The sequence below is a fragment of the Agrobacterium sp. CG160-95 genome (assembly GCF_053521725.1).
The window spans coordinates 49,358-64,191 of record NZ_JBNWDU010000006.1 but is presented as its reverse complement, the minus strand read 5'-3'; the positions used below and the strand labels follow the sequence as shown (position 1 = coordinate 64,191).

At 58.9% G+C, this 14,834-nt stretch carries 13 protein-coding genes; 10 read left to right on the top strand and 3 right to left on the bottom strand.

What is annotated here, in order from left to right:
- Positions 1-3 precede the first annotated feature (3 nt).
- The 4 genes from ACQZ63_RS19990 (at position 4) to ACQZ63_RS19975 (ending at position 4,313) form a co-directional block, all read left to right on the top strand.
- On the top strand, positions 4-888 hold the full coding sequence (locus tag ACQZ63_RS19990; protein ID WP_003516771.1) for a carbohydrate ABC transporter permease: 885 nt from the start codon (positions 4-6) through the stop codon (positions 886-888).
- A complete protein-coding gene (locus ACQZ63_RS19985) occupies positions 885-1,742 on the top strand; it encodes a carbohydrate ABC transporter permease (RefSeq protein WP_003516772.1) in 858 nt (285 codons plus the stop codon). The genes ACQZ63_RS19990 and ACQZ63_RS19985 overlap by 4 nt, the downstream gene beginning before the upstream one ends.
- 40 nt (positions 1,743-1,782) lie before the next feature.
- The gene (locus ACQZ63_RS19980) at positions 1,783-3,015 is read left to right on the top strand and encodes an extracellular solute-binding protein (RefSeq protein ID WP_003516773.1); all 1,233 of its coding nucleotides are present in this window, start codon (positions 1,783-1,785) and stop codon (positions 3,013-3,015) included.
- A 185-nt stretch (positions 3,016-3,200) separates the two neighbouring features.
- Complete coding sequence (locus tag ACQZ63_RS19975; RefSeq protein WP_003516776.1) at positions 3,201-4,313, top strand: ABC transporter ATP-binding protein; 1,113 nt, start codon at positions 3,201-3,203, stop codon at positions 4,311-4,313.
- A 145-nt stretch (positions 4,314-4,458) separates the two neighbouring features.
- Here the strand turns inward: ACQZ63_RS19975 and ACQZ63_RS19970 are convergent, their stop codons facing one another.
- A complete protein-coding gene (locus ACQZ63_RS19970; RefSeq protein WP_013636865.1) occupies positions 4,459-4,944 on the bottom strand; it encodes a hypothetical protein in 486 nt (161 codons plus the stop codon).
- Between the two features lie 243 nt (positions 4,945-5,187).
- On the opposite strand from ACQZ63_RS19970, the gene ACQZ63_RS19965 reads away from it, so the two are divergent.
- From ACQZ63_RS19965 to ACQZ63_RS19940, 6 genes are all read left to right on the top strand, one after another.
- Complete coding sequence (locus ACQZ63_RS19965) at positions 5,188-6,051, top strand: MurR/RpiR family transcriptional regulator (protein ID WP_003516783.1); 864 nt, start codon at positions 5,188-5,190, stop codon at positions 6,049-6,051.
- 115 nt (positions 6,052-6,166) lie between these two features.
- Entirely contained in the window at positions 6,167-6,949 is a 783-nt protein-coding gene (locus ACQZ63_RS19960) for an SDR family oxidoreductase (RefSeq protein ID WP_113556170.1), read from the top strand.
- 42 nt (positions 6,950-6,991) lie between these two features.
- Positions 6,992-8,911: a beta-N-acetylhexosaminidase gene (locus tag ACQZ63_RS19955; RefSeq protein WP_111790507.1), complete on the top strand. Its 1,920-nt coding sequence runs from the start codon at positions 6,992-6,994 to the stop codon at positions 8,909-8,911.
- Positions 8,912-8,923: 12 nt separating this feature from the next.
- Positions 8,924-10,357, top strand: a complete 1,434-nt coding sequence (locus tag ACQZ63_RS19950; protein WP_113556171.1) for a M81 family metallopeptidase — start codon at positions 8,924-8,926, stop codon at positions 10,355-10,357.
- 63 nt (positions 10,358-10,420) lie between these two features.
- Positions 10,421-11,626, top strand: a complete 1,206-nt coding sequence (locus tag ACQZ63_RS19945) for an MFS transporter (RefSeq protein ID WP_097100908.1) — start codon at positions 10,421-10,423, stop codon at positions 11,624-11,626.
- Positions 11,627-11,705: 79 nt separating this feature from the next.
- A complete protein-coding gene (locus tag ACQZ63_RS19940; RefSeq protein WP_065663008.1) occupies positions 11,706-12,446 on the top strand; it encodes a copper homeostasis protein CutC in 741 nt (246 codons plus the stop codon).
- Here the strand turns inward: ACQZ63_RS19940 and ACQZ63_RS19935 are convergent.
- On the bottom strand, positions 12,412-13,563 hold the full coding sequence (locus ACQZ63_RS19935; RefSeq protein WP_113556172.1) for a glycosyltransferase family protein: 1,152 nt from the start codon (positions 13,561-13,563) through the stop codon (positions 12,412-12,414). The two genes, ACQZ63_RS19940 and ACQZ63_RS19935, sit on opposite strands and share 35 nt — an antisense overlap.
- Entirely contained in the window at positions 13,560-14,807 is a 1,248-nt protein-coding gene (locus tag ACQZ63_RS19930) for a glycosyltransferase family 4 protein (RefSeq protein WP_065663009.1), read from the bottom strand. The genes ACQZ63_RS19935 and ACQZ63_RS19930 overlap by 4 nt, the downstream gene beginning before the upstream one ends.
- Positions 14,808-14,834: the final 27 nt, after the last annotated feature.

The following is a 14,834-nucleotide window of genomic DNA, read 5'->3' as shown; positions in this document are numbered from 1 at the left end:
GCGATGGATGCGAAACGCAGCGCGGTCATCTTTGCCTGGCTTCTTCTTTTGCCGGCGCTTTTATACATCACTGTTATTGTTGCTTATCCGCTCGTCGATACCTTCATCCTGTCCTTCACGGACGCGTCGTTGAAAAAGACGACGAACTGGGTGGGTTTCATCAATTACGAGAAGATCTTCAACGAGACTTTCGCCGGGGTCATCACGCGGACCTTTATCTGGACGTTCTTTTCCGTCTCGATAAAGATGATCATCGGCACCTTCGGTGCGGTGTTGCTGAATTCGGCCGTTCCCGGTCGGGCCCTGTTTCGCATCCTGACGATGCCGCCATGGATCGTGCCGATGGCTATCGGCATCTTCATGTGGGGCTGGATGTATAACGGCCAGTTCGGCATGATTTCCGGTGTTCTCCAGAACCTTGGCCTGGTGGACGGTCCAGTCGCCTTCCTCGCCTATGGCAGCACGGCTTTCTGGGCGACCATCATCACCGACGTATGGATCGGCGTGCCGATGGTGACGCTTTATCTGCTGGCGGCAATTCAGGCCATTCCGCAGGATCTTTACGAGGCAGCCTGGACCGACGGCGCCAGCCGCACCTACCGCTTCCGCCGCATCACGTTGCCGCTGATGCTGCCGGCCATGATTACCATGTCGATGATCTCGCTGATTTCGACCTTCAATTCCTTCGACATCATCTGGATCCTGACACAGGGCGGACCGACGGGCCAGACGACGACCATGATCATCGACACCTACAAGACGGCAATCGGTTCCTACAAATACGGTGAGGGCGCAGCGCGTGCAGTGCTGATCTGCATCTTCCTGTCCATATTCACCTACTTCTACTTCCGCATCACCAGCCGTATCTCGCAGGAGACCAGCCGATGACCGACAAAAATGCGATGATCAACCGTTACAGATGGTATGAGATCGTCGGGATTTATTGCGGCATCGCCGTATTCCTGACCTTCGTGCTGGCGCCGTTTGTCGAAGGGTTTCTGGTTTCGCTGAAACCGCTCAGCCTGCTTTTTTCGTCACCGTATAAGTTTTGGCCAGAAAACGGCTCCTTCGAAGCTTATCGGACCATGTGGGTCAGCGTTCCCGGCTTTGCCCGCTACGTCTTCAACTCCTTCTTTATCTCGACGATATCGACGATCATCGTTCTGCTTCTGGTGGTGCCGGCGTCCTATGCTTTCGCGCGGTTCCAGTTTCGCGGTCGCGGACAATTGCTCGGCGCGTTTCTGGCGATCAACATGTTCTCCGGTGCGGTGCTTCTGATCCCGCTTTACCGGCTGATGCGCAATATGGGCGTGCTGAACACCTATCTGGCGATGATCATTCCCGGCGCCGCCTTTTTGATCCCCACTGCCATCTGGCTTTTACGAACCTACATGCTGCGTATTCCGCGCGAACTGGAAGAGGCGGCCTATGTGGACGGCGCGAGCTATTTCTATACCTTCCGCCGGGTGATCCTGCCGCTTGCTATGCCTGGCATCGCCGTCGTCTCCATCACCACCTTCATCGGTGCTTATGCGCAGCAGTTCATCTTCGCGCTCACCTTCAATTCCAAGACCGAATATATGCCGCTGCCCATCGGCCTGTTTGCCTATTTCGGTCGTCAGGAAGTCGTCTGGAATGAGTTGATGGCGGCCAGCTTCGTCGGCATTGCGCCGGCCATGGTCGTCATCTTCTTCATGCAACGCTATCTCGTCAGCGGGCTTACCGCAGGCGCGGTGAAATAATCAACAATAGGAACGACCACCAGAAAACGGGAGACTATCTATGGCACTGAAACATTACGGATTGGCGCTTTGCGCCTTCGCATTTGCCGGTTCCACTGCCCTTGGCACGGTGGCGGCACACGCCGCCGACAAGGAGATCAGCTGGATCTATTGCGGCGACAAGATGGACCCCATCCATGAAAAATACATCAAGGAATGGGAAGGCAAGAATGCCGGCTGGAAGGTCGTTCCGGAAGTCGTCGGCTGGGCGCAGTGCCAGGACAAGGCAACGACTCTCGCAGCCGCCGGCACTCCGGTCGCCATGGCCTATGTCGGTTCGCGCACGCTGAAGCAGTTCGCACAGAACGACCTCATCGTTCCGGTGCCGATGACCGAAGACGAAAAGAAGACCTATTATCCTAACATCGTCGACACGGTTACCTTCGAGGATACGCAGTGGGGCGTGCCCGTCGCCTTCTCGACCAAGGCGCTCTATTGGAACAAGGACCTCTTCAAGCAGGCCGGTCTCGATCCGGAAGTGCCGCCGAAGACCTGGGCTGAAGAGATCGCCTTTGCCAAGCAGATCAAGGAAAAGACCGGCGTCGCCGGTTATGGCCTGCCCGCAAAGACCTTCGACAACACCATGCACCAGTTCATGCACTGGGTTTACACCAATAACGGCAAGGTCATCGACGGCGACAAGATCACCGTCGACAGCCCGCAGGTTCTTGCAGCTCTGAAGGCCTACAAGGACATCACGCCTTACTCCGTCGAAGGTCCGACGGCCTACGAGCAGAACGAAATCCGCGCCATCTTCCTCGATGGCAAGGTTGGCATGATCCAGGCGGGATCGGGTGCTGCAACCCGCCTGCAGGAAACCAAGATCAACTGGGGTATCGCAACCCTGCCGCTCGGCCCTGAAGCCAAGGGTCCCGGCACGCTGCTCATCACCGACAGCCTCGCGATCTTCAAGGGAACCGGTGTCGAAGAAAAGGCGACCGAATTCGCCAAGTTCATCACTTCTCCCGGCCCGCAGGGCGAATACGAACTGCAGGGCGGCGCTGGCCTGACCCCGCTTCGTCCGTCGCCGAAGGTTGATGAGTTCATCGCCAAGGACCCCTTCTGGAAGCCCCTGATCGACGGTATCGCCTATGGCGGTCCCGAGCCGCTCTTCACTGACTACAAGGGCTTCCAGGACACGATGATTGAGATGGTGCAGTCTGTCGTTACCGGCAAGGCGACACCGGAAGATGCCGCAAAGAAGGCATCTGCCGCTCTCGAGCAGTACAAGTAATCCACATTTATACGGTTGCGGGCGCAGGTCGCCCGCAACCTCATAATTCGTTGCGAGAATACCCGCCGCTATGACGGCAGGAGCTTCTCGTGTGTTTTAACGGTTCCGATAAGGCGCGATTTTCCCGTGTCGCGGAACGTCTCTGAACGCAGCCTGATGTCGGCTGGTGACGGGAGAGGCAAGTTTTGGGTCAGCTTTATCTCAACAACGTCCGCAAGAACTATGGACATTTCGAAGTCATCAAGGGCGTTCAGCTCGACATCAGGGATGGCGAGTTCGTCGTTTTTGTCGGCCCCTCGGGATGCGGTAAATCCACATTGCTGCGCATGATCGCCGGCCTTGAGGATATTTCCGCCGGCGACATCGTTATCAACGGCGTGAAGGTCAATGACTTGCCGCCGGTTAGACGCGGCATCGCCATGGTGTTCCAGTCCTATGCGCTCTATCCGCATATGACGGTTTTTGAAAACATCGCTTTTCCCCTCCGCGTCGAAAAGATGGAAGAGGGCAAGATCAAGGAAAAGGTCGAGGCCGTCGCCAAGATCCTGCAACTCGACCAGCGCCTGCAGCAGCGTCCCGGCATGTTGTCCGGCGGCCAGCGCCAGCGTGTAGCGATCGGCCGCGCCATCGTTCGCGAGCCGAAGATCTTCCTGTTCGACGAGCCGCTTTCCAACCTTGACGCCGCACTTCGCGCCGACATGCGTATCGAGCTCACCAATCTGCATCGGACGCTGAAGGCGACGATGATCTACGTGACGCATGACCAGGTGGAAGCCATGACCATGGCCGACCGCATCGTGGTGCTGAATGCGGGCGAAATCTCCCAGGTCGGGGCGCCGCTGGAACTTTACCACAAGCCCGCAAACCTGTTCGTCGCCGGTTTCATCGGCAATCCGAAAATGAATTTCCTGAAGGTCACCTGCAAATCCGTCAGCGCCGATGGTGTGACCGTGGAGTATGAGGGCCAGACAATCACCGTGCCGGTGGAGCCGCGCGCCGGTCTTGAAGGCACGCAACTGACGCTCGGCATTCGCCCGGAACACACCGGTCTCGAAACGGCCGACCTGAATATCAAGGTCGCGCCCAGCGTTATCGAGCGGCTGGGTGTGAATACGATCGCTTATGGCGTCGCGCCCACGGGTGAAAATTATTGCGCGCTTCTTTCCGGTTCTGCGCCTGTTGTCGTCGATGAAACCATCGTCACCGGTATCAAGGCGTCGGATTGCCATCTGTTTGATGAAAGCGGCACATCGCTCGAACGGCGTGTCGATCTTTCTGTCCTCAAACTGATACAATAAAGGCGGGAACCGGGCCATGAAATCTGTCTCGCCATGCCCGGTTTTCTGCGACGCTATCGGTTTTCAGCGGTCTTCGTCTTCCAGACGAAAAAGCAACGCCGGGCTTTCGGCCCGGCGTTCAAAACGGTCTGGCAGGTCCGCTGGATCACGGCATGGGATTGGGCATGTATCCGGTGAAACCGCTGATTTTCCAGCGGCCCTCATGCAGTCGGCAATAATAGAGCGTCTGCCATTTCATGACGTCGAAGCTGCCGTCGGCCTTGCGAAGCCCGCCGTCGAACTTCTTGCGAACCAGCGCGGTCTCACCTTCCACTTCGATTTCTTCCAGCGTGGTGGTGGTGAAGATCGCATTGCGCGGGTCTTCAGCGAATTGCTGGGTCTGGAAATCCTGCGCCTGTCGCAGCCATTCGTCGCGATAGGCGTCAAGCGAGGGGAAGGACAGGCGCCAGTTGTCCGGGTTTGCATCCCGGTTGGCGTTGATGCCGAGAAAGCCGTCCTTTACGAAATCATCCGCGACTTTCGACCAGTCGGCAGTGAGGAAGGCGTCGATATCCCGCGTTACCAGCATGTCCCAGATGGAGTGGCGGGCGACGTCTGTTTCGGGAAAAGGGTTTTTGAATGGGTCGCGCATGATTCAGGTCCGTTGTTGAAATTATTTTCAAGATTTGGATATTTCTCTGGCGAATATTGTTGGCATATGCTCATCTCGCAATCAACAGAGAAAATAATTTTCAAATCAAAGGTGTCCGGCGTGTCGTCAACGGGGCGAAACATGGTCGATTCATGGGTGTGTACGGTTGACGGGCGTCTCGGATTAGGGTGCATCGGAAACGGGGCCAAGCCTTAAGTTTTGGCGGAACGGAGACCGGTGAGCATGGATATTTTCGCAAAGATTCAAGACGACAGGGGACAGTTCTCGCAATCGGAGCGGCGGATCGCCGATATCCTGGTTTCGGACTTCGAGTTTGCGGTCAATGCATCGATCATCGAGCTTGCCGCCCGCGCCGAGGTTTCCCCGCCAACTGTGACGCGGTTCTGCCGCCGTCTGGGTTGCCAGAGCTTTTCGGATTTCAAGGTCAGCCTTGCCAAGACCGCTTATGTCGGCATCCGCTACCTCACCTCGGAACCGACCAGCACGGGCCCGTCGGACGTCGCCGAAGAAGTGCTTGCCAAGGCGCAGGAGGCGCTTTTCCTGCTGCACAAGACGCTCGATCCCGCCCTCGCCGACGAAGCGGCCGTCCGGATTGCCAATAGCGGCATGATCTACGCGTTTGGAGCCGGTGGTAATTCCTCGATGATCGCATCGGAAATCCAGAACCGGCTGTTTCGCCTTGGCCTGCGCGTTTCGACCAGCGCCGATCACAGCATGCAATTGATGATGACTGCCGCTGCGCGGAAGGAAGACGTCATCATCGGATCCTCCTTTTCCGGCCGCAACATGGAATTGGTGAAGTGCTTCAGGCTGGCGCGGGAAATGGGGGTCACCACCATCGCGCTGACCCAGAGCGATACGCCCGTCGCCTTGGCCGCCGATATGGTGGTGGCCGTCAACGTGCCTGAGGGAAACAATATCTTCCGCCCAACATCATCGCGTTATGCCTATCTGGCGGCGGTTGATGTTCTGGCGACGCTAGCTGCCTATCACCACCGGCAGCGGTCGATGGTGACCCTGCGGCACATCAAGCAGCAGCTTGTGGAGCATCGTGATCCGGACGACCGGCAATTGCTGGGTGACTAGAGCATTTCCAGTGAGCCGCGTAGCGGTTTCACGCCCGGAAAATGCATAAAAACAAAGATGTAGAGCGGCTTGACCTCAAAACCCGCTCTGGAAAGCCTCGAAGGAGTAGCATGACATGCAGGACAGGAAAGACCAGGTCGCCGTCGTAACGGGCGCGGCGGGCGACATCGGCCGGGCAATTGCCGCGGCGCTTTCTGAAAGCCACGCGAAGGTGGTGTTGGTGGATATCGATCCCGACGCCCTTTCCAATGCGATTTCCCTGCTTTCCGGTTCCGCCTTCGTTTCGAGAACCTGCGACGTCACCGATCCGCAGGATCTTGCAAGGCTGGCCTTGGAGGTTGCGGAGCTGGGTGATGTCGCGACCCTCGTCAACAATGCTGGTGCTGCAAGGGCCGTCAGCCTGCACGACACGACCGCAGAGATATGGCGCAAGGACAATGCCCTTAACTTGGAAGCACCGTTTCTCTGCTTCAGGGCTTTCGAGGACGCGCTTAAGCGCACGCAAGGGTCTGTCATCAATATCACCTCCGTCAACGGCATGGCTGTGTTCGGCCATCCCGCCTATAGCGCGGCAAAGGCAGGCTTGATCCATCTGACGAAGCTGATCGCTGTCGAATACGGAAAATTCGGCGTTCGTTCCAATGCTGTTGCTCCAGGAACCGTGCGCACGCAGGCTTGGGAAGCGCGGGCGGCAGTCAATCCTCAGGTCTTCGAGGAAGCGAAGCACTGGTATCCGTTGCAGCGCATCGTGAGGCCTGAGGATGTCGCCAACGCCGTCGCTTTTCTAGCCGGGCCACAGGCAGCGGCCATCAGCGGCGTGTGCCTGCCGGTGGATTGCGGCCTGACGGCAGGGCAGGCGCCGCTCGCCCGCACTTTCTCACAATCCGAACACTACTGACCGAAGTCCTCTCGGGCTTGAAGCACAATAAAGGGGAGAATCATGGCGCTCGCACAATTTCGTCTCGAAAACTCATGGCATCCGCTCGAAGATTCCGCATCGGGTGGCTTCACCTTCACCCTGTTCAATCTTTCCAGCGAGCCGGTGAAGGATTTCCGGATCGTCTATACGTCGCTGACGCGGACCATCGACAAGCCCGTTTGCGGCAATGCCGTCTATCTGCGCCGCAATGCCAATTTCCATGAATTTGCGCCGCCAACGGGTTTCGTGCTCGAAGCCGGGAAATCGTGGCGTTTCACCGTTGACGGCCTGCTCAGGCCTGCCCGCCATCGCACAGACGGTGCGAAATCCGCCTATATCAGCCTTGCCGACGGCACACATCGCGCGGTTGATGTCGCTGACCTGATGCTTGACGGGCGCCATAGCGAGCCGGCGCCAGCCCTGCTTCCTGAAGGAAAGCTCGATCTGCCCTTCGCCATCCAGCCCTGGCCTGCGGAAATCGATGCCGCGCCGGGCGAAGACTTTCCCGTCGCACTCTTCCCGACGGAAGAGGCAGGCAAGGAAGAAGTGCTTGCGGTGGAAACTGTTTCGTCGCTGTTCCGCAGGCTTTTTGCCGTTGGTCACGTGCCTTTCAGCCTCGCGCCTGTTCATGAGGGCAAACCGCTTCGTTTCAAGCAACATAGCGGTCTGGAAGCTGAAGGTTATCGCCTGTCTTTCTCTGATGACGCCGTCGTCGTGGAATATTCGGCCGCTGCAGGTCTGCAATACGGCCTGACTGTGCTCGCGCAATTGCTGCACGGCGCGCGCACCGATACCAAATTCCGTTTCCCGGTTTCCGGCACCATCGCCGATGCGCCGCGTTACAGCTGGCGCGGTTGCCATCTGGATGTCTCGCGACAATTCTATCCGACCGGTGATGTCGTGCGGCTGATCGACATTCTTGCATGGCTGCGCATGAACCGGTTCCATTGGCACCTGACGGATGACGAAGCTTGGCGTCTCGAAATCAAGGCTTACCCGCTGCTGACGACAGTCGGCGCGACGCGCGGCCCGGATGCGCCGCTTCTGCCGCAGCTCGGCAATGGGGCTGAGCCGGTTTCCGGTTATTACACGCAGGATGATGTTCGCATGGTCGTCGCGCATGCGGCGGCACTGAACATCGAAATCGTGCCGGAGGTCGATATTCCCGGCCACAGCACGGCGGCTCTCGTTGCCTATCCGGAGCTGACGGATGGGCAGGAAGCGCCGGACAGCTATCGCTCCGTACAGGGCTATCCCAACAATGCGCTCAATCCCGCCATCGAGCCGACCTATGAATTCCTTGGCAAGATATTCGACGAGATGGTGGAGCTTTTCCCCTCGCGGCTGATCCATATCGGCGGCGACGAGGTAGCAGATGGCTCCTGGCTTGCCTCGCCGCTTGCCAAGTCGTTGATGGAAAAGGAAGGCCTCGACGGCACCTTCGGCATTCAGTCCTATTTCATGAAACGTATTCAGGGGATGCTGCATGAGCGCGGCCGCCAGCTTGCCGGCTGGGACGAAGTTTCGCACGGCGGCGGCGTCGATCCCTCGGGAACATTGCTGATGGCCTGGCAGAAGCCGGAAGTTGGCCTGGAGCTTGCAAAGCAGGGCTATGACGTCGTGATGACGCCGGGACAGGCCTATTATCTTGACATGGTGCAGGATGAAGCCTGGCAGGAGCCGGGCGCAAGCTGGGCCGGCACCGTTCCGCCGTCGCATACATATGCTTACGAGGCAGTCGGTGAGTTCCCCGAGGAATTGAAGGAGCGAATGAAAGGCGTTCAGGCCTGCATCTGGTCCGAACATTTCCTCAATCGCGCCTATTTCAACCATCTGGTTTTCCCGAGACTGCCCGCCATTGCCGAGGCGGCGTGGACGCCGAAAGCGCAGAAGGACTGGCTGCGTTTCTCCGCCATCGTCCGCTTGAGCCCGGTCTATTGAGAGGAAGGCGAGATGCGTATTGCCGTTGGTGGAATTCATACCGAATGCAGCACCTATTCGCCGGTGCTGATGCGTCAGGAAGATTTTCGCGTCTTTCGCGGGGCGGAGTTGCTGGAAGCCGAATATTTCAATTTCCTCGGTGAAGGCGGGGCGGAGGTGTTGCCGCTTCTGCATGCGCGGGCGGTGCCGGGTGGTCCCGTGTCGCGCGCGGCCTATGATGTGTTCAAGCAGGAATTCTTGGAGCGTCTCAAGGCTTGCCTGCCGCTCGACGGGCTTTATCTCGCCATGCATGGCGCGATGAATGTCGAGGGAATGGACGATGCGGAAGGGGACTGGATTTCCAGCGCCCGCGCCGTAGTTGGACCGGATGTGATCATTTCCGCCAGCTACGACCTGCACGGCAATGTCAGCCAGTCGATCATCGACCAATTGGATATTTTCGCCGGCTACCGAACTGCGCCGCATATCGATGTGCGCGAGACGATGGTGCGGGCGTGGACTATGCTCATCAAGGCTCTGAAAACGGGCGAGAAGCCCGGTGTGGCATGGGCGAAAATCCCCGTTCTACTGCCGGGTGAAAAAACCTCCACGGAAGATGAACCGGCCAAAAGCCTCTATGCCGTCTTGCCGGACTACGACGCGCGGCCCGGCATTTGGGATGCGAATTTCATGATCGGCTACGTCTGGGCCGATGAACCAAGGGCGACGGCCTGCGCTGTCGTGACCGGGACGGACAAAGATGCCGCGCAGGCGGTCGCCTCGGAGATTGCGCAATCCTACTGGAATGCCCGACAGGATTTCCGTTTCGGTCCCGTGACCGAACCGCTCGAGGTCATCATGGATATTGCGGAAAAAACAACAACCGGGCCGATCATTCTTGCGGATTCCGGCGACAATCCGACCGGTGGCGGGGTGGGCGATCGCGCCGATGTTCTGGCGGCGTTGATTGCGCGCAATTGGCAGGGCGCGTTGATCGGCGGCATCACCGACAGGCCGGCGGTCGAGGCCTGTTTTGCGGCGGGCGAGGGCGCGGCGCTTTCCCTGAAGATCGGCGGCAGTCTCGATCCCGAAAGCCCTTCCATCACCGTCGAAGCCAAGGTCCTGAAACTGGACGATCCAGGTGCTTCCGATCAGCGGCAGGCGGTCGTCGTCATCGATGGCATTACCGTCATTCTGGCTGCAAGGCGCAGGCCCTATCACATGATCGCGGATTTCACCCGTCTGGGCTTCGATCCGAAGGCGGTAAGGCTGCTGGTCGTCAAGTCAGGTTATCTTTCGCCGGAGCTTGCGCCCATCGCCAATCCCAATCTCATGGCGTTGACGGAGGGGGTTATCAATCAGGATATCGAAAACCTCCCCAATCGCCGCCGGGATGGCGATTTTTACCCATGGAAATCGCATTTCAACTATATCCCGAAACCCATCCTTTCGGCCCGCTGGCGATGACAGCGGTTCGATAGCATTTCATTCAGCGATCCGGCCGTGCCGGATCATCTCAGGCGAACCTTCATGCCGTCGGCTCTTTCCATCGTTTTCAACAATCCGTCGATCCGCATCGGGGCGCTCGCCATCCTGTTCTTCGGATTTTCGAATGCCGCCACCGCCCCCTATCAGGCGGTGATCGGCATTCGCGAAATCGGGCTCAGCAACACCGTCTATTCCCTGCTGATGCTGTTTGCCGCCATCATCAATGTCAGCGCCAGCGTGCTGATGGGCATCGTTGCAGACCGGCTCGGCGAATATCGCAAACCCATGTTGCTGATCGCGCTTTTCGGCGTCAGCGGCTATCTGCTGGTTTATCTCGTTGGTAATGCCACCGCCTTCGTGACCGCGAAGCTGCTGCTCCTGCCGATTTTCGGGGCAATGAACTCTCTGATTTTCGCGCATGTGCGCGCCGATGCCCGCAATCTTTCGACGGGCGACATGATCGCCGTGAATTCGATCATGCGGGCCACGATTTCGCTTTCATGGGTGCTGGTGCCGGGCATCGTCGGTATTTTTCTGGTAAACTCCGGCAATATGCTGATGGCTTTCCTGTTCTCAGGCATTTGCGCGCTTATCTGCTTTCTGCTTGTCGCTTTCTGCCTGCCGCGCACGGCGACGCCGGCATCGGTGAACACGCAGGCACGCTTCGGTGTCCGCGCTTCACTTGCGGAAATCGGGGAGCGACGGGTGCTGCTGCGGATCATCGCCATTGCGCTCATCTGCTCGATGCTGCATCTCAATGATTCCATCCGCTCGCTCATCATAACGGGTCAGGCAAAGGGAACGGTCGCGGATATCGGTATCGTCGCTGGCATCGTTGCCGCGCTGGAAATCGTCTTCATTCTGCTGTGGGGCTGGATCGAAAAGAAGGTGCCGCAAACGCTGACCCTTGCGGCGGGAGCGGGGCTTTATGCCATCTACCTCATCCTGCAGGGGCTCGCGACGGCACCTTGGCATATCTACGCGCAGACCTTGATCAGCGCGCTCGGCGCAGCCGCCATCATTAGTATCCCGATCACCTATCTGCAGGAACTGATTGCGGATCGGCCGGGGCTTGGAAGCTCGCTGATTGCCGTCAACATCTTCCTCGGCGCGGGTTTGGGTGCGCTGATTTTTGCCGTCGGCACGCTCGTCACGAGCTATTCAGGCACTTCAATCCTGGGAGCGGTTGTGGGTCTCGGCGGCGTTTACATGCTCTACGCGCTTGATGGGAAGGGCCGCCGCAGGTAGAGCGTCGGACCGAAAAGTGTGGGCGGTTTTCGGATAAGCTGGCGCGAAAACACGGCACATTCAAAAGAAAGAGGTTACGATGATTCTCGAGATTTGCGTGGACGACGTGGCCGGTCTGGAAGCGGCGGTCAGGGGTGGTGCCGACCGAATAGAACTTTGCGCGGCATTGTCCGGTGGCGGTGTGACGCCATCTGCGGGTTTCATGCACCGGGCGGCGGCCTACGCCCTGCCGGTGAGCGTGATGATCAGGCCGCGCGCCGGGGATTTTGTGTTCACGCGCGACGAAGCCGATGTGATGAAACGCGATATCGATGCGGCGCGCGCGGCGGGGCTTTCCGGCGTGGTGCTCGGTGCCTCGCTTGGCGATGGCTCGCTCGATATTCCCCTGCTCGAAGAGCTGTGCCGCCACGCCGACGGGCTCGATATGACGCTGCACCGGGCGATCGACGTCGTTCCCGACATGGATGAAGCTTTGGAGGCCGCTATCGCGCTGGGTTTCCCGAGAATTCTGACCTCCGGGGGGGCGCGTTCGGCGCTTGAGGGCATCGAGACCTTGGCGCGATTATCCGAGCTTGCCGCCGGGCGGATTGTCATCATGCCGGGGGCCGGGGTGCGTCCACCAGTCGTGCAGACATTGCTGGACCGCTTTCCCATTACGGAGATCCACGCATCCTGTTCCGCCATTCCGTTTTACGATCCGGAAAGCCGGGTGGCGAAACTCGGTTTCACCGGCGCGGGGCGCAAGGGCACGGATGAAGAGGCCGTTCGAGAGTTAAAGGCGATCCTCACCGCTCATCAAAAAGGCGGCGCAAAGCTCTAGCCGTTCCTGCGGCGCCATCGAGATCGAGGTGGATCACGTCCGGTCCCGGCAGGGCCAATGCCGCCCTGATGGCATCGGCCATGGATTGCGCAGAGATATCCTTCTCTTCCAGAACCTGTGCCAGCCCCAGCCGCGCCAGCCGTTCGGCGCGGGCGCTCTGTTCCGTTTCGCCATCGGCCGCAAACGGGATCAGAAGCGAGCGGCATTTTGCCTGTAGAATATCGCAGACGGTGTTGTAACCGGCCTGCGAAACCGAAAGCCGCGCGCCGGCAAGCAGGCTTGCGAAATCCTTGCGGAAGCGGAAGATGGACACATTTTCGGGCGCCTGCGCCGAGATCGCATCGAAATCTGCCTGCGGCATGTTGGGGCCGGTTATGAGGCACCAGCTTTTGATCTCTTCCAGCAGAGGCGATGCCTCAAGTGCGGCCCGGATAAGGGCTGCACCAACGGCACCTCCGCCAGCGGAAACGACGATATCGAATTTTTCCGCCGGTTCCGGCGGTGGCAGCGGCGCGACGAGGCCGGTATAGACAACGCGCTGGCTGATTTCGCCGGCAAGGGGAAAGGTCTCCTCCAGCCGGACGAAATCCGGATCTCCGTGGACCAGCACCGCGTCGAAATGTTTCTTCACCAGCGACACGGTTTCTTCGTCCCGGCCGGGTTTGGTTTTTTCCTGCAGAATATCGCGCAGCGACGTCATGACGAGCGGGCGTGGTTCACTGTCCTCGATCTCGTGCAGAAGCGGCAGCAATTCGAAACGCACCTGCCTGCGGCCGAAGGGGAAGGCCTCTATGATGACGATATCCGGCTTTGCGCCGTGATAGGCGCCGATCAGCATATCCGTTCGAAGCTTCTTGAAGTCGTCATCGACCGGTTTGCCGGAACTATCGACAAGGCCGGAAAAGCTGCCGTCGCTGACGGCGATCGGCGGCAATTCGACATGGCGGATGCCTTCGCCCGGAAAGCCGGGAACCGGGGTGCCACCTGTCACCAGAACGACATCGAAACCATCTGCCTGAAGGGCATTGGCAACGCGGCTGGCGCGGGCGATATGGCCGATGCCCAGAAGGTGCTGGACGTAGAAGAAAACGGAAGGGCGCTTTTCCGTATCGGTCATGGCGTTTTTTCCCACTCGGTTTCGAACAGCGTCTTCAACTCGGCAATGCTGGTGCGGTTGTCGAAGGCGGTTCGCACACGGTTTTCCGCCGCACTACCCAGACGCTCACGCAATTGTGGATCGGTAATCGCCGTGCGCAGAGCCTCGGCGAAGGCAACCGGATTTTCGGGCTCCGTCAGCAGGCCGTTTTCACCGTCCACGAAGAATTCCGGAATGCCTGATATATTGGTGGAAATGCAGGTCAGTGCCTGGCTGGCGGCCTCGACCAGCACATTGGGAAGACCGTCTCGGTCACCATCGCTGGTGATGCGGCAGGCAAGGGCGAAGAGGTCGGCCTCGCGGTAATTCTCCAGCACCTGTTTCTGGTCCATGGCGCCGGTCCAGACGATCCTGTCGGCGATGCCAAGCTCGTCGGCGAGTTTTTTCAACCCGGCAAGTTCGTCGCCGCCACCGATATGGGTGAAACGCCAATGGATGTCCTGTGGAAGCGAGGCCAAAGCCTGCAACAGAATATCGATGCCCTTTTTCTTGACGGCCCGTCCAACACTCAAAATCCTGACCGGATCATGAGCGTCCGATCCATCTCTTTGCGGACGCGGCGTGTCGAAATGCGGGAAGCGGGTGAGATCGAGACCGTGATAGCTCAAATGCACATTCTGCTTGACGCCGGAAAGGGTGCGAAGATGCTGAAAGCCGCTTGCGGTGCAGGTCACGGCCCAGCGGGCACTTTCCAGCTTTGCGGCAAGGTCCCGGTCGCTGGAGGTCCAGATATCCTTGGCGTGGGCCGAAATCGTCCAAGGCGTGCCGGTGATAAGATGTGTATAGGCGGCGACCGAGGCGGGTGTGTGGATGAAGTGGACATGCAGCCACCCGGCATCTACAGGCCATTCGTGCGCCAGCACGGCCGCCTGCCCGAAACGGCGGAAGCGGTTGCGGCTGAGATCATGCGGCAGATCGCTGAAAAACCGACGCAGCGCCTTGGTGAAGCCTGGCTTTTTGCGGCATGCCCACAGGGCCTTCAGCACGCGGATGGGCTCGTCATGCAGATATTCCGGCAGGTAGGTCACGGGTGCGCGGATTTCATCGTGAACGGGGTGGCGTTTTTTATCCGTCGGGCGGCGCATGGACATGAGTTCCAGCGTAAGGCCAGCCTTTTCAAGCCCCAGAAGTTCCTGGGCAATGAAAGTCTCGGACAGGCGCGGATAGCCCTTGAGGAGCACCACGATTTTTTTTGTGTCGGTCACGTTGCGCGTGTCTCTTTTGAAGCGGTG

Excerpts from the sequence above, each read along its gene's own strand:
- ACQZ63_RS19965 (WP_003516783.1), top strand. The coding sequence starts at position 5,188 with ATGGATATTTTCGCAAAGATTCAAGACGACAGGGGACAGTTCTCGCAA.
- ACQZ63_RS19945 (WP_097100908.1), top strand. The coding sequence starts at position 10,421 with ATGCCGTCGGCTCTTTCCATCGTTTTCAACAATCCGTCGATCCGCATC.
- ACQZ63_RS19970 (WP_013636865.1), bottom strand. The coding sequence starts at position 4,944 with ATGCGCGACCCATTCAAAAACCCTTTTCCCGAAACAGACGTCGCCCGC.
- ACQZ63_RS19955 (WP_111790507.1), top strand. The coding sequence starts at position 6,992 with ATGGCGCTCGCACAATTTCGTCTCGAAAACTCATGGCATCCGCTCGAA.
- ACQZ63_RS19935 (WP_113556172.1), bottom strand. The coding sequence starts at position 13,563 with ATGACCGATACGGAAAAGCGCCCTTCCGTTTTCTTCTACGTCCAGCAC.
- ACQZ63_RS19960 (WP_113556170.1), top strand. The coding sequence starts at position 6,167 with ATGCAGGACAGGAAAGACCAGGTCGCCGTCGTAACGGGCGCGGCGGGC.
- ACQZ63_RS19985 (WP_003516772.1), top strand. The coding sequence starts at position 885 with ATGACCGACAAAAATGCGATGATCAACCGTTACAGATGGTATGAGATC.
- ACQZ63_RS19940 (WP_065663008.1), top strand. The coding sequence starts at position 11,706 with ATGATTCTCGAGATTTGCGTGGACGACGTGGCCGGTCTGGAAGCGGCG.
- ACQZ63_RS19980 (WP_003516773.1), top strand. The coding sequence starts at position 1,783 with ATGGCACTGAAACATTACGGATTGGCGCTTTGCGCCTTCGCATTTGCC.
- ACQZ63_RS19990 (WP_003516771.1), top strand. The coding sequence starts at position 4 with ATGGATGCGAAACGCAGCGCGGTCATCTTTGCCTGGCTTCTTCTTTTG.
- ACQZ63_RS19950 (WP_113556171.1), top strand. The coding sequence starts at position 8,924 with ATGCGTATTGCCGTTGGTGGAATTCATACCGAATGCAGCACCTATTCG.